Here is a 17,195-nt window from a genome sequence, read left to right as displayed (position 1 = left end):
TGCGAGGGCCTACGAAGAGCAGGCCGAGTCCCCCGGAGGAATAGACGTGCCAGCCACCACCACCCTTGTCAGCCCCTCTCTGGTCATCCCCGACCTTGCCGGAAAGGCGGTGCTGGTCACCGGCGCGTCGACCGGCATCGGCGCGGCGCTTGCACTTGCCTATGCCGCGCAGAAATGTCGCGTCGCACTGCACTACAATTCGAGCCGGGTGGCTGCCGAAAACTTGGCGGCGACCATTCGCAACGGTGGCGGCGACGTGTTCCTGACCCAGGGCGATTTCTCGATCCCCGCCGATGTCGAGCGCGTCGTCGAGGACAGTGCGCAACATTTCGGCCGGCTCGACGGCCTCGTCAACAATGCCGGCGGCATGCTCGGCCGCGTGCCCTATGCCGAGCAGACCGAGGCGCATTACGACGCGGTGATGGACCTCAACGCGCGTTCCGTGCTGACAGCTTCGCGCAAGGCGATCCCATGGCTGAAGCGGCAGGGCGGCTTCATCGTCAACACCTCCTCGATCGCCGCGCGCAACGGCGCCGGTGGCGGCGCCGGCCTTTACGGCTCCGCCAAGGCCTTCGTCTCCAACGTCACGCGCGGCATGGCCAAGGAGCTGATCGGTTTCAACATCCGCGTCAACGCGGTGGCGCCCGGCACGATCGCGACACCTTTCCACGAGCGCTACTCGACCGACGACCAGATGAAAGGCATGATCGCCACCATCCCGCAGGGCCGCGCCGGCACCGCCGAGGACTGCGTTGGCGCCTATCTGTTCCTCTCCTCCGATCTGTTGAGCGGCTACATCACCGGCCAGGTGATCGAGGTGAATGGCGGCCAGTTGATGCCGTAGACGGCGAACTGCATACTCCTGGTTGCGTAATCTCAACGGAGCAAAGCGAATGTACGGACTGATCGGCAAGATGCGGGCGACGCGCGGCCAGCGCGACGCGGTCATGGAGGTCCTGCTCGCCAGCACCGGCGCCATGCCCGGCTGCCTGAACTACATCATCGCCACCGACCCGGTCGACGCCGACGCGATCTGGGTGACCGAAGTGTGGACCGACGCCGAAAGCCACAAGGCTTCGCTGCAGCTGCCCGAAGTCCAGGCGGCAATCGCCAAGGCACGGCCGATCATCGCCGGCTTCGAGTTCCAGGTGGAAACGCGTCCGGTTGGTGGGTTTGGGTTGCCGGCGGTGAAGGCGGGATAGAGGAGAGGCCGGCGGGACAGCGCCCCCCTCTGGCCTGCCGGCCATCTCCCCCTCAAGTGGGGAGATTGGCAGCTTCGCCGACAGCTCTCTTTTTGGAGATTGGCGAAGGCCGACGTGACATCCAATCTCCCCACTAGAGGGGGAGATGTCCGGCAGGACAGAGGGGGGCGCGAAGGATCGCTACGGATGGCTGGTGCCATTACCACCCAAGCCCTTTTCCCCCGCAAAAAGGTTCGCATTTTTTCGCGACCGGTCTAAGAGCCGATCTATGGATTCTTCCCCGAACCCGCCGGCCATCGAGCATCTGGCGCGGATCCACAAGGGCTGGCAGTGGCCGGTCCTGGTGGTGGTCTCGGTGCTGTTTGCCGGCGCGCTGGAACTCGCCGCCCTTCCCGCCGCGCTCTTGATCGGACCGATGCTGGCGGCCATCGCTGCCGGCACCAACGGCGCCACGGTGCGCGTGCCGCGGGTTCTGTTCGGCTCCGCCCAGGCGGTCGTCGGCTGCCTGGTCGCCAGTTCCATCTCGGCCGATATCTTTCCCGTCTTCTACAAGGAATGGCCGCTGTTCCTCGGCGTCGTGATGGCGACGGTCGCGGCATCCAGCCTGCTTGGCTGGCTGATCAGCCGCTGGCGCATCCTGCCCGGCACCACCGCCGTCTGGGGCTCGTCGCCGGGCGCCGCCACCGCCATGGTGCTGATGGCCGGTGCCTTCGGGGCCGACCAGCGCCTCGTCGCCTTCATGCTCTATCTGCGCGTCATCTGCGTCTCGATGACGGCAGCCCTGGTGGCCAAGCTTTGGGTCGACACCTCAGGCATCGAGGTGCCGGCCATCGTCTGGTTCCCGCCGGTCGATCCGCAAGGCTTGGCCGCGACGTTCGGCGTGGCGCTGGTCGGCGGCCTCGCGGGAAAGCTTTTCCGGCTGCCGTCGCCGTTTTTCCTCGGCACCTTCATTTTCGGCACCGTGATCCATCTCGGGCTCGGCGTGACCATGCAGCTGCCGCCCTGGCTGCTCGCCTTGAGCTATACGATAATCGGCTGGAGCATCGGCCTGAATTTCACCAGGGCCATCTTGCGCCACGCGGCCCGCGCGCTGCCGCAGATCGTCGGCTCGATCATTGCCCTGATCGTCTTTTGCGGCGGCCTCGCCTTCCTGATCAGCCGCCTGCTCGGCATCGATCCGCTGACCGCCTATCTGGCGACCAGCCCCGGCGGCATGGACAGCGTCGCTATCATCGCCGCCGCCGCGCAGCATGTCGACATCTCCTTCGTCATGGCGCTGCAATCGGCACGCTTCCTGATTGTGCTTCTGGTCGGCCCAAGCGTGGCGCGGCTGGTGGCGAGAAGCCTTCGGGAGTAAAGACCAGCCGGGCAGCGCGTCAGCTGATCACCAGGCTGGAGATGCGCTCGCCGTCCAGGGTGAACGCCATGTCGCCCTCGCCGTTGAAGCCGTTGCCTGTGACGGCAATGCGCACGTGATAGCTCTCGCCCGCCGGAGCAACGCGAACGATGCGGAGCCTGGATTGCACGCCGATATTGTCCGACTGGTTCCAGCGCGCAATCTGCTCGCGGCCCCGGAACGACCGGCCCCAGTCGCTCAGGAAGGCGTCGGGCGTGAAACTGTCCAGGAAGGCTTCGCTATCGCCGGCATTGGTGGCTTCGACAAAGCGGCGGATCGGATCGGGTGCGGTCATGTTTCCTCCTGGGAGGTGCCGGAAATAAAAAACCCGCCTCGACGGCGGGTCCTCGGCGCCAATCAGCACCATAGCCAGATTAGTAGCATAGCTGCCGGCACAAAGCAAGAACAAAGTTGCCCCACCCTCAACTTTGAATGTTGGCGAAAACCAAGGCGACATCCAATCTCCCCCTTGCGGGGGGAGATCGGCAGCTTCTGCGACGGCGAGGCTCCCACTTGCCTCGCTTTGCCCGCTCCTGTATGAAATCCGCCATGAGCCCGCGCGCCACCTCTTTTGCGTCCCGCCCGACCGGCATTGCCGGCCAGACCGTTCGCGCGCTTGCCTCCACCCTGCTGCTTCTCGGCCTTATCGGCGATCGCCGGGTTCGCTGAAGGAGCGCCCGGCGGTCGAATTGCCGCTCACGCGCACGCTCCTTGGCCAGTCACAAATTGGCACGTCACATCAAGCGAACGAAATTCTGGTAAAGGCGCCGCTCGCCACCAATCCGCCTGAAGCTGGATCCGCGAGCCGCCGGGAGAAACGACGATGAACGCACGAGAAGATATCCGCCTGAATGTAGAGGAAATCAGCAAGCCTGCGGTAAAGGGCATGCCGGACGCCGCCCGCAAATACCAGCCCTATCCGACCGTCGGCCTTGCCGATCGCACCTGGCCTTCGAGAGTGATCGACAAGGCGCCGATCTGGTGCTCGGTCGACCTGCGCGACGGCAACCAGGCGCTGATCGATCCGATGGGCCAGGAACGCAAGGCGCGCATGTTCGCCCTGCTGCTCGACATGGGCTTCAAGGAGATCGAGATCGGCTTCCCGTCGGCCTCGCAGACCGACTTCGATTTCGCCCGCTGGTGCATCGAACAAGGCAACGTGCCCGCCGACGTCTCGCTGCAGGTGCTGGTGCAGTGCCGGCCGGAACTGATCACCCGCACTTTCGAGGCGCTCAAGGGTGCCACCAACCCGATCGTCCATTTCTACAACTCGACCAGCGAGCTGCAGCGCCGCGTCGTCTTCGAGAAGGACGTCGCCGGCATCAAGCGCATCGCCACCGATGCGGCCAAGATGATCACCGACATGGCGGCGAAGGCCGGCGGCGGCTACCGTTTCGAATATTCGCCGGAGAGCTTTACCGGCACCGAGCTCGACGTGGCGCTGGAGATCTGCAACGCCGTCACCGAGATCGTCACGCCGACGGCTGAAAACAAGCTGATCATCAACCTGCCCTCCACGGTCGAGATGTCGACGCCCAACATCTATGCCGACCGCATCGAATGGATGTGCCGCAATCTCGACAACCGCGAGAACCTGTTGATCTCGCTGCATCCGCACAATGACCGCGGCACCGGCATCGCCACCACCGAGCTCGGCCTGATGGCGGGCGCCGACCGCGTCGAAGGCACGTTGTTCGGCAATGGCGAGCGCACCGGCAATGTCGACATCGTCACGCTGGCGCTCAACATGTACACGCAAGGCGTCGATCCCGGGCTCGACTGCTCCGACATCAACCGCATGAAGGACGTCTACGAATACTCCAACCAGCTGAAGATCCCCGAGCGCCATCCCTATGTTGGCGAGCTCGTCTACACCGCCTTTTCCGGCTCGCACCAGGACGCCATCAACAAGGGCATGAAGGCGCTGCGCAAGGCCAACACGCCGCACTGGGAGGTGCCCTACCTGCCGATCGACCCGGCCGATGTCGGCCGCAGCTACGAAGCCATCATCCGCATCAACTCGCAGTCCGGCAAGGGCGGTATCGCCTATGTGCTGCATGCGGATTACGGCCTCAACCTGCCGCGCAACCTGCAGATCGAGTTCAGCCAGGCCATCCAGGCGATCACCGACGCCGAAGGCAAGGAGGTGCCGGCCAAGCGCATCTACGAGCGCTTTCTCGACACCTATGTCGACCAGCCCGGCGCGCGGCTGAAGTTCCTCGACCACCACACCTACCCCGACACCGAGGTCAAGGGCCGGCGCGTGGTCGAAGCGGTGATCCTCGACGGGGGCAAGGAGGTGACCATATCCGGCACCGGTACTGGCCCGATCGACGGCTTCGTCGATGCGCTGTCGCGCCATGTCGGGGTGCCGATGTCGGTGCTCGATTATTCCGAGCATTCCATGCAGCGCGGCTCGAATGCCTCGGCCATTTCCTATGTCGAGATGGAACATCCGGGCGGCAAGCTGTTCGGCGCCGGCATCAACACCAATATCGTCGCCGCCTCGCTCGAAGCCGTGGTTTCGGCCGCCAACCGCATCGTCGGCCGGAAGGGCGGCTAGCCGAAACTGCCAGGCCCGCGCCATCAGCCACCGGATATTTATCCGGTGGGTACGCTATCGCACCATAAGCACATGCTTGTAAGGCGGCGCCAGCGCTATATGATCGTACCTCAACCTGTGCCGAATTCGAAGGGATCGACACTTGCAGCATACCACGCCTGCCGCCCCCGCAGTGCGCGAAACGTTGGAGCGATTGCTGGCCAGCGAAACGTTCGGACGATCCGAGCGCGCGCGCAAGCTGCTCCGCTACCTGGTCGAGCGCGAGCAGGCAGGCGAAGCCGACCGGCTCAAGGGCTTCTCCATAGCGATGGACGTTTTTGGCAAGGACGGCGATTTCGATCCGTCGACCGATGCGGTGGTGCGGGTGCAGGCCGGCAGGCTGCGCGAGCTTCTACAGCAGTACTTCGCCAACGAGGGCGTTGCCGAACCGGTCCGCATCGCCATTCCGCGCGGCGGCTATGTTCCATCCTACGAACTCAATGCCATTCGCTTGCCGGCGGAGGCCGAGGCAGAGAGCAAGCCGCAGCCGGCGACAGAGGACGCGGCGACGAGCGCCCCGCCCGGATCCTCGGAGGATGCCCGCAACCGGGCACATCCGGCTGCATTGCTGAGCGTTCCAGCGCTCAGCCCCGCTGCACCGTCGCTGCAGCGCCATTTGCAGTTCTTCTGGCTGGCGATCGCGCTGGTCATCCTCATGCTGGGTGTGCTGATCCTTCGCCAGGGCAGCGTGGTGTTGCTGACCGGCGGCGACACGGCGGTCGAGACCGCGGTGGCGACCGGCAGCATAGCGGCGCCTCCGGTTGAAACCCTCCCCCAGGTTTACATTGCCATCAAGGCCGACAGCGACGTGGCTCGCCGTGTCGCTGCATCACTGCGCGCCGGCCTTAGCGGCTTCGATACCATCAACTTCATCGGTCGTGATGCCGACAGCCCGCCCGATCCACTTACCGACGCCGCCAGCTTCGTGTTCGATGTCCTGCCCGGGCCGCGCAGCGGCGACACTATGCTCGAGCTGCAGAGCGTGGCGACCGGCCGCGTGCTGCTGTCACGCAACCTGACCGCCGGCGACAGCGCAAACACCGCTATCGAGGACCAAATCTCCGGCATTTTGAGCTCGGCTCTTCCCGCCTCGGGCACGATCTACAATTACATCGAGCAGAGCGGCATCCAGACCGGGCTGACGGCGTGTCTGGTGCTCAACGGCAAATATTATCTCGACCAGAACGCGCAGACGCACGAAGCCGCCTACCGCTGCCTCGAAGATCTTGCCAACCGGGAGGCGAAGTCATCGCTCGTCTATTCGGAACTCGCGTCCTTGCATCTGGAGGCGGTCACCGACCATTATCCCTACCCCGCCGACGCGACGATGGAAAAGGCGATGATGTTTGCCCATCGCGCCATTCAGATGGGCCCCACCAGCCCCTATGCGCACCGCGCCCTTGGTTATCTCAACTCGCGCATCGGCAATTCCGAGGAATCGATCCGCTGGATGCGCAAGGCCTACGAACTCAATCCCTACGATCTCGCAATGGCCGCCGCCTATGGCTACGGGCTCGTTTTCGCCGGCAGGTACAGCGAGGGCACCCCGATCCTTGCTCACGCGGTGGATATCGCCAGCGCCCATCCGACATGGTGGGATTACGGGCTGTTCGCAGGAGAGTTCATGATGGGCGACATGAACAAGGCGACGCTTGCCAGCGACGGCTTGCGAACGACGGAAATGAAATCGCATTATCTGGCGGCGCGGCTGATCGGTGCCAACACTGCCGGCCGCGAAAAGCTGGCAAGCAGGCTGCTGCAGGAACTGACCACCAAATTCCCGAAATTCGCAGCCGATCCGCGTGCAACGTTCGTCGAGCGAAGATATCCCGCCGATCTGACCAACCGGCTGGTAGAGGCCCTGCGCGCCGCCGGGCTTGGCGGTGCCAGCTGACGTCTTCCGGCGCGTGCACGACGTCAGCTGATCGCGAAAATTTTACTGGCCATCCGCACGGCCAAAGCGCAATTCAGACACGATTGAACCGGCCCAAACCCATCGCGGCATAAAGACCAATCGCGGCACAAAGACTGATCCCCCCGGCATCCGGACTGATCCCGGCACAAACCCATTAAGTTTGCATGACCCGATCCCTTTACGCTGCCGAACGGGGCACCGGCCCGACGACGATTGTCTTCCTGCATGGCTTCGGTGGCTGCCACGACGACTGGCGCGATGTGGTCGCGCCTCTGGCTCCGGGCGCGCGGACCTTGGCCTATGATCTGCCGGGTCATGGCTTGTCGTTCGATTTTCCGGGCGGCGGTCCGGCCAGGATCGCAGCCAGTGCCGTCCTTGCGGACCTTTCCGCACGCGGGATAAAGCGGGCCCATCTCGTCGGCCATTCGATGGGCGGCGCCGTGGCCGCCCTGATGGCATTGAGCGAGCCCGAAAGAATGGCCTCGCTGACGCTGCTGGCACCGGGCGGTCTTGGTCCTGAGATCAATGGCCCGCTGCTGCGCCGCTACGCCGCCGCTGCCGGCACCGACGAAATCCGCGCCTGCCTTGCCGCCATGTCGGGACCGCAAAGCCAGCCCCCGCAGCACCGGGTCGATCTCCTCAACGAGATGCGCCAGCGTCCCGGCCAGTTGGGGACACTTGTCGAGCTCGCAGCCGCAATGACCAGGGATGATCGGCAAGGTGTCATCCCGAGCGAACGGCTTGAAACGCTGAACATGCCGGTGATGGTGGTTTGGGGGACGGACGACGCGGTGCTGCCTGTCAGCCAAGCGGACGGCCTGCCGAAGCGTTTTCATCTGCACCACGTGCTGGAAGCCGGCCATATGCTGGTCGAGGAAGCGCCCGGCCTGATCGCCGCGGCCATCCGTCGCAATATGCGACGCCGCAGCAGGCGGCTTCGTCCGGGATTCGCCGCTGCGGCGAGCTAATCGGTCTTCGCACAGGCACGGCGGCGGCGCTGGTGCTGCTCCAGCGAACCCTTGCCCACCCATCGATCTCGCAAGTGCATTTTGCCGGCGGCTGTGTTAATTCGGTGTTAACCAACCCGCGAGGCAACGCCGATGAAGGATGCAGGCGAGAACATCACCCAGATCGATCAGTCGCGAAAACTGTCCGATGCCATTCGCGACGTCAAGAACGCCTTCGCCGACCGCGACGACGTCGTCGTTGACATGCGCGAAGCGCATCGCATGCGGCTCGATTTGCTTGCCGCCGAACTCGCCCCGGTGTTCGGCGACGTACCCACCGACATGGACAGTTTCGACTTCGCCGTCTCGTCCGGCCTGCAGCCAAGGCTGTGGATCGACGCCGTCAGCCATGTCGCCATGGGACGCGACCGCCGCACCTACCGCTTTCTCAAGGACACGCGCATCGGCCGCGTCGTGCTCGCCGAGTCGACCGAGATGAAGGTCGTTGCCGATCAGGTGACGCGCTATGTCGCCGAGCGCGTCGTCGAACGCCAAAGGATGATGGAAGGCGGCATCGAGCAGGCCGTCGCCGGCCTGAAACGCGCCCTAGTGGTGGAAGCCGAGCCGCCGCTGCATGTCCCTGCGCGCAGCAACGGCTGGTCGGCCTTCTTCTCGGGCCTGGGCCTGATCGCCGCCGGCGCCCTGGTCGGCCTGGCGATTTCGCTCGTGCTGTTCTGGGACCGTATTGTCGCAATGAAAATCAGCTTCTAGAGCCGTTCAGCGTTTCACGGAAACGCTGAACCGCTCTATCTCTTTGTTTTGACGCAATTCCGGACGGAAAACCGTTTCACACTTTTCCTGGAATTGCTCCAGCCATCGACGCCTCGGCTTCGACGCCAAGCTCCATTGTCTGCAGGTCGCTGGGCGGCAATGCCGGCCCGGTCAGGCCGCGGCGCGTCAGCCTGATCCGCCAATTGTCCTTTTCACCGTCGATGTCGAGCAGATTATATTGCGCCGGTGCATGCGAACTGCCGGGGGCCTGCCCGGCGGCGGCGACCCCGACCACCGGGATTTTGGCCTTGCGGGCGCCGATGAAGAAGAGCGACGGCACATGCGAATGGCCGTGCAGCACAAGCTCGGCGCCGTGCCGGTGAAGAACCTTGTGGAAGCGCGAGATGCCAAACAGCCGCTTGTTCTGCGAAACGGCGCCGCGCACCGGCGGGTGGTGGATCATGATCACCCGGAACAGGCCGCGCTTGCCTGTGGCGTCGAGCATGTCGCGCAGCCTTTCCGCCTGGCCTTCCAGAAAGAAGCCGTTGGCCATGAACGGAGCCGTGGCGCGCGCCGTGGAGACGCCGATCAGCGCAGCATCGCCGCGCACGCGCAGATAGGGAAAGGTGTTGCGGTCGACCGGCGTATTGACGCCGTCGCCGGTCATCCATGCTGCCCAGGACCGGCAGGTCTTGTCGAAGGCGCCCGGCACATAGGCATCATGATTTCCTGGCACGACCGACACGTCATTCGGCGAGCCCAGCGTCTCCAGCCAGTGCTTGGCCATCTCGATCTCTCCGTCGAGCGCCAGATTGACCAGGTCACCGGTGATGGCGAGATGGTCCGGCCCGCTGGCCTTCATGTCGGCGACGATCGTGTCGATGACGGCGTCGTGCATGTGGCGGCGGCGGTTACGCTGCCAATTGACGTAACCGACCACGCGCTTGGAGGCGAGATCGCGATAGGTTACATCGGGAAGCGGCCCCAGATGGACATCGGAAATATGCGCGAGCCTGAACATCTTTTCTTCATAGGCGAGGCGCGCGCGGCTTTCCACTCACGGTTTCGCGGACGATGACGCCGGATCCGGAGCAAGCCCTGCGCCAGACCGGCTGGCCAGGCTTCAGGGCAAGGCTGTTTCACCTGTACTTCGTACTGCGGCGGCCGATGACGCTCGGCGTGCGCGGCTTGATCCACGACCGCCCCTCCAATTCCATCTTCCTCATCCGCCACACCTATGTCCCTGGCTGGCACCTGCCCGGCGGTGGCGTCGAGTTGGGCGAGACGATGATCGAAGCGCTGACGCGCGAAGTCTTCGAGGAAGGCAACATCGCGCTGACCGGACCGCCGGTGCTGAAGTCCCTGCATTTCAACCGCCGCGCCAGCCGCCGCGATCATGTCGGTCTCTATCTGGTCGAGGAGTTCGACCAGCCAGCACCCAAGCTGCCCGACCGCGAGATCGCCGAAGCCGGCTTCTTTCCGCTCGACCGCTTGCCGGAAGGCACGACACCGGCGACGCTGCGGCGGATTGCCGAAGTTTTTGAGGGGAATTCGGCATCGCCTTACTGGTAGATCATCTCTCCAACAGCTTTGGCTGCTTCGGTTTAGGCCGGCAACATCCATTGTTCTCCGAGAGAACTATATATATTAGGCGATAAGAGAAAAATGAAACATAGCCAAAACGACAGGTTTAGAATCGTACTATATATCTCACTTTACACGGTAATTACTGTGACAACAATTCTTGCTACAGCCTTAATTTCGACAATGGTCCTTGGGATAGATCCATCAAGGTTGGAAAAAAGTGGAAGAGGCATCCAGTTCGCAATACAACTTTTTGCGGCATTCGTGACATATTTTGTTTTTATAAAGCGACATGCTCGGCTTTTTACTCGCACTGAATTCTGGAAAATGGTCGGCTTCTCAAGCCTGATAGAAATGGGTTTGGGAATGGCCGTGCTTCTGCTGTCGGGATCGTTTCGCGCAATCCCGCTCCAGATGTCGGTCCAGATCGTCATGATCGGCGGCATCGTGGCGTTCCTGGCAACGTCGCTCGGCTACTCCAATCGATTTGGAAATACCACATTGAAAGCTGATCTCGTCAGAAGGGCAAAGATGGACTCAGAAACCTTCCGCTAGGGCGCCGGTCTCACGCCGCCTTCCTGAACCTGTCGCGGTCGTGCAGCGCGCCATAGTCGAGCTCAGGCCCGACCGGCACGATGCGTGTCGGGTTGATGGTCTCGTGGCTGCCGTAATAGTGCGACTTGATGTGGTGCAAATTCACCGTGCCGGCGACGCCTGGCACCTGGTGGAGGTCGCGCAGATAATTCGACAGGTTCGGATAGTCGGCGATGCGGCGCAGATTGCACTTGAAATGGCCGACATAGACCGGGTCGAAGCGGACCAGTGTCGTGAACAGCCGCCAATCCGCCTCGGTGATGCGGCCGCCGACGAGATAGCGCTGCCTTGACAGACGGTCCTCCAGCATGTCGAGCGTCGAGAACAATTCGCCGAACGCCTCCTCGTAGGCTGGCTGCGTGGTGGCGAAGCCGGCACGATAAACGCCGTTGTTGACCGCGGGATAGACCAGCGCATTGACCGCATCGATCTCGCCGCGCAGCGGTTGCGGATAGAAATCGAGCTTGGCATCGCCCCATTCGTCGAAGGCCGAATTGAGCATGCGGATAATCTCGGAGGATTCGTTGGAAACGATGGTCTGCTCGCGTTTGTCCCACAGCACGGGAACGGTGACCCGGCCCGAATAGCCGGGATCGGCCCTGGTGTAGATCTGGTGCAGGAAATCGAGGCCGTAGAGCGTGTCGCCGGTCGCGCCGTCCTCGGCCAGGAACGTCCAGCCGTCGGCGCCCATGAAATGATGGACGACCGAGACGGAAATCACGTCCTCGAGTTTTTTGAGCACGCGAAAGATCAGCGTCCGATGCGCCCACGGGCAGGCGAGCGAGACATAGAGGTGATAGCGGCCGGGCTCGGCCTTGAAGCCACGTTTTCGCCCTTCGGCCGGGAAGCCGTGGCGGGTCACCCAGTCGCGCCACTGCGACTGCGCCCGCACGAATTTGCCGCCGCTCTCCCCGGTATCGTACCAGCGGTCCTGCCATTGGCCTTCGACTAGCAATCCCATGAAATGTCCTTTCGCGTTCCTGCCTGATGTAGGGCATGAAATGGACCTGCCGAAATCGCCAGCGCTGAACAGATCGTCAACAGCTGCGTCGTCGAGCGCAACCGGCCGATTGCGGCGGCTGAAAATTGGTGCTAGCGGACAATCCGCATGTTCGACTTTGCCCTGATCCGGTTCGACCGACGACGAAAGAGCGCCCGCGCTTGATGAAGCGCTGACTGGCGAACGCTGCCGCTTGCAGCAAACCTTTCCTCGCATACCGGAACGCAAAGACCATGAGCCTTGCCGACGTGAAATACCTGCCGGAAACTCCGGCGCATGATCCTGAAATCGAAGCCATCAATGACGAAGCCTTCGGGCCGGGCCGTTTCGTGCTTGCTGCCTACAGGATCCGCCAAGGTGGCCCGCATGAACGGGCTTTGTCCTTCGTGGCCGTCGACGGCGCAACCGTCGTCGCCTCGGTACGGATGACACGCATCGCCGCGGGCGCCGGCCGCGCGCTGATGCTAGGGCCGCTCGCCGTGCAGCCGGCCTTCAAGAACCTCGGCATCGGCCGCCGGCTGGTGGCAATCGCGCTCGAAGCCGCTGCCAAAGCCGGCGCGCCGGCCGTGATGCTGGTCGGCGACGAACCCTATTACGGTCCGCTCGGTTTCAAGAGGCTGCCGCGTGGGCAGATCTCGATGCCGCGTCCGGTCGACCTCGACCGGCTTTTGGCGCACGAGATCGTGCCGGGCGCAGTGGCAAGGCTGGTGGGCGAGGTTTGCCACGCCGACCAGGCGAGGATTGGCGAGCACATCGCGGCGATGGCGTGACCATGCCGGCGCTGTCGCACGGTGGCTTGGCAGAATAGTCTGGGCTCGGAGGAGGACGTCGAGATGAACCCGAACGGCCAGATTGCGATCGTCACCGGTGGCGGCTCCGGCCTTGGCGAGGCGACGGCGCGCGCTCTTGCCGCCGGCGGCGCCAGGGTTGCCGTCCTCGATCTCGGCATCGAGCGGGCGGCCAAGGTGGCGGCCGACATCGGCGGCATTGCCGTCCGATGCGATGTGAGCGACGCGGAAAGCGGTGCCGCTGCTGTCGCGGAAGTGGCTGAGACGCTCGGCGAGCCGCGCATCCTGGTCAATTGCGCCGGCATCGTTATCGGCATGAAGACGATCGGCAAGGACGGACCACATCCGCTCGACCAATACCGCAAGGTGATCGAGGTCAATCTGATCGGCACCTTCAACATGATCCGCCTGGTTGCCGACCGGACCGCGAAGCTCGAGCCGCTGCAGGGCGGCGAGCGCGGCGTCATCGTCAACACCGCATCGGTCGCCGCCTATGACGGCCAGATCGGCCAGGCGGCCTATTCGGCATCCAAAAGCGGCGTCGTCGGCATGACGCTGCCGGTGGCGCGCGATCTCGCCCGCTCCGGCATTCGCGTCTGCACCATCGCGCCCGGCATCTTCAGGACGCCGATGATGGCCGGCATGCCGCAGGAGGTGCAGGATTCGCTCGGTGCGGCAGTGCCCTTCCCTTCCCGTTTGGGCGAGCCTTCGGAATATGCCGCACTTGCCTTGCACATCATCGAGAACCAGATGCTCAACGGCGAGACCATTCGCCTCGATGGCGCCATCCGCATGGCGCCGAAGTAAACGCGACGGTGGTGCTTTGGACGAACCCAGGAAAGACGTGATCCGCGCGACCGACGCCGAGGCGATCAGGCTGGCAAAGACGCTGATCCGCAGCGCCCGTTTCGGCGCGCTGGCAGTGCTCGAGCCAGGAACCGGTTCGCCGCTGGCCAGCAGGGTCGGTGTCGCCACCGACATCGACGGCACGCCATTGATCCTGGTGTCGATGCTGTCCGCCCATACCGGCGCTATCCTTGCCGACCCGCGCTGCTCGCTGCTCGTCGGCGAACCCGGCAAGGGCGATCCGCTGGCGCATCCGCGATTGACGCTCGTCTGCCGCGCCGTACGGCTCGAACGCGGATCGAACGAACACGCCCGCGCCGAGCGGCGCTACCTCAACCGCAATCCCAAGGCGAAGCTCTATGCCGGGCTCGGCGACTTCTCGATCTTCCGGCTGGAACCGGAGCGCGCCAGCCTGAACGGCGGCTTCGGCAAGGCCTATCTGCTCGAACGCGCCGATCTGGTCGCGACGGGAGCAATCGTTGAAGAGCTTGCCGCCGGCGAGCAATCGGCACTCGACCACATGAACGCCGACCATCTCGATGCGATTGCCCTCTACGCAAGTCATTTCGGCGGGGCCGAGCGCGACGGCTGGATCGTCACCGGCTTCGACGCCGACGGGATGGATCTCGTATCCGGCGACAATGTCTGCCGGGTCTTTTTTCCCAATCCGCTGCAGGCGGCACGCGACCTCAGGCCTGTCCTGGTCGACATGGCAAAGGCTGCCCGATCGGCAAATTGATCACAGCCGCACAGTTAATCGGCTTGCATGGAAAGCAAGCCTTGAGATTTGAGCGAAATGTTCTACCTTTGCGAGTGACGCTGAATCGCTGGCGTGCATCTATAGGGAAAGTCTATGGAATCCGACGCTATTGCCCCCATAGCGGCGGATGAGCAGGAAGGCATGGGGGATCTATGGTCTCGAACAAGCTAGTCGCCAACGCCGGAGCCGCGGCCGCGTTTCTGACGCTGATGGGCAACGAAAAACGTTTGTTGATCATGAGCTATCTGGCCGAGGGCGAAATGTCGGTCGGCGCCATAGCCGAGAAAGTGTCGCTCAGCCAATCCGCTTTGTCGCAGCATCTGGCCAAGCTCAGGGCTTCCGACCTTGTCGAGACCCGTCGCGACCGGCAAATGATCTATTATTCCTGCAAATCCGGCGCGGTACGCGAACTGCTGCACATGCTGGACGGCATTTTCGGCGAAGGTGAACTGTCGCAGATGGCTCACCGGCTGCGTCGCGCCGGGACCTGATTGGCCGGGGCGGAGAACGCCCCGCCAAGTCCGTTTGGTCGCCAAGTCCGTTTGGCCGGCAAGTCCGTTTGGCCGGCAAGTCCGCTTTGCTGCCAAGTCCGCCTGCTACTGAGCGCGCTCTTCGGCGGCCTGCGCAATCTCGTCCTTGAACTCGACCTTCGTGCCAGGCTGCACCATGGAGGCGAGGTCTTCGGCATCCCAATTGGTCAACCGGATGCAGCCATGGGAAAAGGTCGTGCCGATCTTGCCCGGTTCCGGCGTGCCGTGGATGCCGTAGCTTTCGATGGAAAGATCGATCCAGACCGATCCCACCGGATTATTCGGCCCGGCAGCGATAGTGAAGGGCCGCTTGGTCTTGACCCCCTTGAAAGCGAAGTCCGGATCATAGTGATAGGTAGGGTTGTGCACCACGCGCTTGACCTCTGCCGTGCCGCTTGGCGCCGGTTTCTCGTCGCTCCCAATCGAGGCGGGGTAGACCGCCAGCCATTTGCCGGCACGGTCGAGCACACGCACCAGGCGAGCGCCCTTGTCGATCTCGACGGCGGCAACCCCGGCGGCAGGGTCGCCCCTGCCGACATCAGGCACCACCAACGTCCTGCCTGGTTTCCTGAGACTGGTGCCAGGATTAAGCATTCTCAACAATTGTTCGCTGATATGGAAGCGCTCGGCCAACTTCTCCACCGCATTGCGGTAACCGAGCCGCCGCAAGCGGGCCATCCTCTCCAAGCGGGCCGGAATACGCTTGGTGAAAGGTCCGCGCACGTCCTTGCGCATCACCTCATAGGTCACCAGCACCGGCCTGGCGGAGGTTGCGATGAGTTTGCTCCAGGTCTGTGGATCGAGCTTGCCGTCGGGCGGAAGTCCGTTTGCCGCCTGAAACGCGGCGACGGCCTTGGCGAAGTTCTGGGAAAGACGACCGTCGATCAGGCCCGGCGAGAAGCGGGCGCGATCCAGAAGGATCTGCGCCTTCAGCAGCATCGGATCGACACCCTTCGGTTCGCCGATAGTGAATTGGGCCTGATTGACGGTGGCTGGATCGAGCTTGGCTGCGCGAGCCACGCCGCATGCGAGGGCAAGCGTGGCGGCGAAGACGAGGAGGAGCCTGATCATCGATGTCCTCCCAGGACTGCAGCAGGAGCCCGCTTCTATGACGCGGCATGGCCCTGTGTGGTTCCTTCGCCCGATCGAAATTCTGAATTGAAGCGGCTTGGCCGAAGGGCTGTGCCGCGGGAATCAAGTATTTCTCGTCGTCGGGGGGCTCGGCCCGGCGTCCAGTGATTGAGCTTGACCGTTCGAACGGCGTGCATCCATTTGGACGCTGAGATACGGTGCGAGCTTCGGATCCGGCATCATGCCTTCCGAAACCGAATCCCGATTCGCGGCCGATGCCATGGTCGGCCGAGGAAGCCATGAATCCGATCCGCATAGACGACCCGCAGGATCCCCGCGTCGCTGCCTATGTCGACATCCGGGAGCGAGATCTTGCCGGCCGGCAAGGCCGTTTCGTCGCCGAAGGCAAGGTGGTGCTCGACACGCTGCTCGCCGCCCGGCGCTTCGAGGCAGAATCGGTGCTGGTACTCGAAAACCGGCTGGCCGGCCTCGATGACGTCCTGCGCAAGGCGCCTGCCGGGCTCCCGATCTATGTCGCATCCAGCGAAATCATGGACAGGATCGCCGGATTCCACATGCATCGCGGCATATTGGCGATCGGCCGCAAAGGTGCGGCCATCTCCGCTGAGGCCTTGCTCGGCGCGCTGCCCGCCCGCGCGCTGATCGTTGTGCTGGTCGGCATCGCCAATCATGACAATATGGGCTCGATCTTCCGCAATGCCGCCGCCTTTGGCGCGGATGCCGTGCTTCTCGATCCGACCTGCTGCGATCCGCTGTACCGCAAGGCAATCCGCGTCTCGGTGGGCGCCGCCTTGAAAGTCCCCTTCGCCTCCTTTGCCGACGCCGCCGGCTGCATCGCCATACTCGACCAGCAAGGCTTCAGCCAATTCGCGTTGTCGCCGCACGGGCAAATCGACATTCGCGATGCCAAGAGAAACGAGCGGCTGGCTCTCTATCTCGGCACCGAGGGCGAAGGCCTGCCGGAAAGCCTGCTTGCTCGCCTGCAGACGCTGCGGATCGGTATGGCGCAGGATTTCGACAGCCTGAATGTCGCAGCGGCGTCAGCCATCGCACTTCATCATTTTTCCGGGGCCTGATGCATGTCGCGCAAAAGTGTGCAGCGGTTTTGCGGTAACGACATGCATCAAAACAAGAACATAAAGCGCGTCGCATGAGGCCGGTCGAACAC

Annotated in this window: 18 protein-coding genes; 14 read left to right on the top strand and 4 right to left on the bottom strand. The window is 63.4% G+C overall.

The annotated features are described in order from the left end of the window. Positions 1-46 precede the first annotated feature (46 nt). The 3 genes from NKH63_RS24680 to NKH63_RS24670 all read left to right on the top strand — a co-directional run bounded on the left by NKH63_RS24680 (position 47) and on the right by NKH63_RS24670 (position 2,559). Positions 47-844: an SDR family NAD(P)-dependent oxidoreductase gene (locus NKH63_RS24680; RefSeq protein WP_023719253.1), complete on the top strand. Its 798-nt coding sequence runs from the start codon at positions 47-49 to the stop codon at positions 842-844. A 49-nt stretch (positions 845-893) separates the two neighbouring features. Continuing rightward, entirely contained in the window at positions 894-1,202 is a 309-nt protein-coding gene (locus NKH63_RS24675) for a putative quinol monooxygenase (protein ID WP_023719254.1), read from the top strand. Between the two features lie 268 nt (positions 1,203-1,470). Next, a complete protein-coding gene (locus tag NKH63_RS24670) occupies positions 1,471-2,559 on the top strand; it encodes an AbrB family transcriptional regulator (protein WP_023719255.1) in 1,089 nt (362 codons plus the stop codon). A 19-nt stretch (positions 2,560-2,578) separates the two neighbouring features. On the opposite strand, the gene NKH63_RS24665 is transcribed toward NKH63_RS24670, so the two are convergent. Further along, positions 2,579-2,893 (bottom strand): nuclear transport factor 2 family protein, encoded by a 315-nt coding sequence (locus NKH63_RS24665; protein WP_023719256.1) that lies wholly within the window; start codon positions 2,891-2,893, stop codon positions 2,579-2,581. 591 nt (positions 2,894-3,484) lie between these two features. Between NKH63_RS24665 and leuA the strand changes: the two genes are divergently transcribed. The 4 genes from leuA (at position 3,485) to NKH63_RS24645 (ending at position 8,833) form a co-directional block, all read left to right on the top strand. Next, on the top strand, positions 3,485-5,161 hold the full coding sequence (gene leuA, locus NKH63_RS24660) for a 2-isopropylmalate synthase (RefSeq protein ID WP_352919018.1): 1,677 nt from the start codon (positions 3,485-3,487) through the stop codon (positions 5,159-5,161). Between the two features lie 142 nt (positions 5,162-5,303). Beyond that, positions 5,304-7,094: a tetratricopeptide repeat protein gene (locus tag NKH63_RS24655; protein WP_352919000.1), complete on the top strand. Its 1,791-nt coding sequence runs from the start codon at positions 5,304-5,306 to the stop codon at positions 7,092-7,094. A 185-nt stretch (positions 7,095-7,279) separates the two neighbouring features. Continuing rightward, positions 7,280-8,083 (top strand): alpha/beta fold hydrolase, encoded by an 804-nt coding sequence (locus NKH63_RS24650; RefSeq protein ID WP_352918998.1) that lies wholly within the window; start codon positions 7,280-7,282, stop codon positions 8,081-8,083. A gap of 132 nt (positions 8,084-8,215) precedes the next feature. Next, a complete protein-coding gene (locus NKH63_RS24645; RefSeq protein ID WP_023719260.1) occupies positions 8,216-8,833 on the top strand; it encodes a hypothetical protein in 618 nt (205 codons plus the stop codon). A gap of 76 nt (positions 8,834-8,909) precedes the next feature. On the opposite strand, the gene NKH63_RS24640 is transcribed toward NKH63_RS24645, so the two are convergent. Beyond that, positions 8,910-9,854: a metallophosphoesterase family protein gene (locus NKH63_RS24640; protein ID WP_023719261.1), complete on the bottom strand. Its 945-nt coding sequence runs from the start codon at positions 9,852-9,854 to the stop codon at positions 8,910-8,912. Between the two features lie 53 nt (positions 9,855-9,907). Between NKH63_RS24640 and NKH63_RS24635 the strand changes: the two genes are divergently transcribed. Both NKH63_RS24635 and NKH63_RS24630 read left to right on the top strand, forming a co-directional pair. Beyond that, positions 9,908-10,405 carry an NUDIX domain-containing protein gene (locus tag NKH63_RS24635; RefSeq protein ID WP_023719262.1) on the top strand — a complete coding sequence of 166 codons (498 nt, stop codon included), beginning with the start codon at positions 9,908-9,910 and terminating at the stop codon, positions 10,403-10,405. A 93-nt stretch (positions 10,406-10,498) separates the two neighbouring features. Continuing rightward, positions 10,499-10,972: an ABZJ_00895 family protein gene (locus tag NKH63_RS24630; protein WP_352591686.1), complete on the top strand. Its 474-nt coding sequence runs from the start codon at positions 10,499-10,501 to the stop codon at positions 10,970-10,972. A 10-nt stretch (positions 10,973-10,982) separates the two neighbouring features. On the opposite strand, the gene NKH63_RS24625 is transcribed toward NKH63_RS24630, so the two are convergent. Next, a complete protein-coding gene (locus NKH63_RS24625; protein ID WP_352884451.1) occupies positions 10,983-11,972 on the bottom strand; it encodes a glutathione S-transferase family protein in 990 nt (329 codons plus the stop codon). A gap of 272 nt (positions 11,973-12,244) precedes the next feature. On the opposite strand from NKH63_RS24625, the gene NKH63_RS24620 reads away from it, so the two are divergent. The 4 genes from NKH63_RS24620 to NKH63_RS24605 all read left to right on the top strand — a co-directional run bounded on the left by NKH63_RS24620 (position 12,245) and on the right by NKH63_RS24605 (position 14,896). Next, complete coding sequence (locus NKH63_RS24620; RefSeq protein ID WP_352482039.1) at positions 12,245-12,781, top strand: GNAT family N-acetyltransferase; 537 nt, start codon at positions 12,245-12,247, stop codon at positions 12,779-12,781. A gap of 63 nt (positions 12,782-12,844) precedes the next feature. Further along, positions 12,845-13,606 (top strand): 3-hydroxyacyl-CoA dehydrogenase, encoded by a 762-nt coding sequence (locus tag NKH63_RS24615; RefSeq protein ID WP_352642757.1) that lies wholly within the window; start codon positions 12,845-12,847, stop codon positions 13,604-13,606. Beyond that, positions 13,578-14,384 (top strand): HugZ family pyridoxamine 5'-phosphate oxidase, encoded by an 807-nt coding sequence (locus tag NKH63_RS24610; protein ID WP_198030492.1) that lies wholly within the window; start codon positions 13,578-13,580, stop codon positions 14,382-14,384. The genes NKH63_RS24615 and NKH63_RS24610 overlap by 29 nt, the downstream gene beginning before the upstream one ends. Positions 14,385-14,557: 173 nt before the next feature. Next, positions 14,558-14,896, top strand: coding sequence for an ArsR/SmtB family transcription factor (locus tag NKH63_RS24605; protein ID WP_023719268.1), 339 nt, complete (start codon positions 14,558-14,560; stop codon positions 14,894-14,896). Between the two features lie 105 nt (positions 14,897-15,001). On the opposite strand, the gene NKH63_RS24600 is transcribed toward NKH63_RS24605, so the two are convergent. Then, on the bottom strand, positions 15,002-16,006 hold the full coding sequence (locus NKH63_RS24600) for a L,D-transpeptidase family protein (protein ID WP_023719269.1): 1,005 nt from the start codon (positions 16,004-16,006) through the stop codon (positions 15,002-15,004). A gap of 299 nt (positions 16,007-16,305) precedes the next feature. On the opposite strand from NKH63_RS24600, the gene NKH63_RS24595 reads away from it, so the two are divergent. Beyond that, positions 16,306-17,103 carry a TrmH family RNA methyltransferase gene (locus NKH63_RS24595; protein WP_352918996.1) on the top strand — a complete coding sequence of 266 codons (798 nt, stop codon included), beginning with the start codon at positions 16,306-16,308 and terminating at the stop codon, positions 17,101-17,103. The last annotated feature ends 92 nt before the right edge of the window (positions 17,104-17,195 follow it).

Origin of the sequence: Mesorhizobium sp. M0960, assembly GCF_040319055.1 — a bacterium.
Classification (GTDB): domain Bacteria; phylum Pseudomonadota; class Alphaproteobacteria; order Rhizobiales; family Rhizobiaceae; genus Mesorhizobium.
This window is presented reverse-complemented; position numbering and strand designations above follow the sequence as displayed.

What these genes read in the sequence shown, in the direction of transcription:
- NKH63_RS24640 (WP_023719261.1), bottom strand. Translation starts at nt 9,854, where the DNA reads ATGTTCAGGCTCGCGCATATTTCCGATGTCCATCTGGGGCCGCTTCCC.
- NKH63_RS24600 (WP_023719269.1), bottom strand. Translation starts at nt 16,006, where the DNA reads ATGATCAGGCTCCTCCTCGTCTTCGCCGCCACGCTTGCCCTCGCATGC.
- NKH63_RS24630 (WP_352591686.1), top strand. Translation starts at nt 10,499, where the DNA reads ATGAAACATAGCCAAAACGACAGGTTTAGAATCGTACTATATATCTCA.
- NKH63_RS24645 (WP_023719260.1), top strand. Translation starts at nt 8,216, where the DNA reads ATGAAGGATGCAGGCGAGAACATCACCCAGATCGATCAGTCGCGAAAA.
- NKH63_RS24635 (WP_023719262.1), top strand. Translation starts at nt 9,908, where the DNA reads ATGACGCCGGATCCGGAGCAAGCCCTGCGCCAGACCGGCTGGCCAGGC.
- NKH63_RS24620 (WP_352482039.1), top strand. Translation starts at nt 12,245, where the DNA reads ATGAGCCTTGCCGACGTGAAATACCTGCCGGAAACTCCGGCGCATGAT.
- NKH63_RS24605 (WP_023719268.1), top strand. Translation starts at nt 14,558, where the DNA reads ATGGTCTCGAACAAGCTAGTCGCCAACGCCGGAGCCGCGGCCGCGTTT.
- NKH63_RS24675 (WP_023719254.1), top strand. Translation starts at nt 894, where the DNA reads ATGTACGGACTGATCGGCAAGATGCGGGCGACGCGCGGCCAGCGCGAC.
- NKH63_RS24665 (WP_023719256.1), bottom strand. Translation starts at nt 2,893, where the DNA reads ATGACCGCACCCGATCCGATCCGCCGCTTTGTCGAAGCCACCAATGCC.
- NKH63_RS24625 (WP_352884451.1), bottom strand. Translation starts at nt 11,972, where the DNA reads ATGGGATTGCTAGTCGAAGGCCAATGGCAGGACCGCTGGTACGATACC.
- NKH63_RS24610 (WP_198030492.1), top strand. Translation starts at nt 13,578, where the DNA reads ATGGCGCCATCCGCATGGCGCCGAAGTAAACGCGACGGTGGTGCTTTG.
- NKH63_RS24615 (WP_352642757.1), top strand. Translation starts at nt 12,845, where the DNA reads ATGAACCCGAACGGCCAGATTGCGATCGTCACCGGTGGCGGCTCCGGC.
- NKH63_RS24670 (WP_023719255.1), top strand. Translation starts at nt 1,471, where the DNA reads ATGGATTCTTCCCCGAACCCGCCGGCCATCGAGCATCTGGCGCGGATC.
- NKH63_RS24595 (WP_352918996.1), top strand. Translation starts at nt 16,306, where the DNA reads ATGAATCCGATCCGCATAGACGACCCGCAGGATCCCCGCGTCGCTGCC.
- NKH63_RS24650 (WP_352918998.1), top strand. Translation starts at nt 7,280, where the DNA reads ATGACCCGATCCCTTTACGCTGCCGAACGGGGCACCGGCCCGACGACG.
- leuA (WP_352919018.1), top strand. Translation starts at nt 3,485, where the DNA reads ATGCCGGACGCCGCCCGCAAATACCAGCCCTATCCGACCGTCGGCCTT.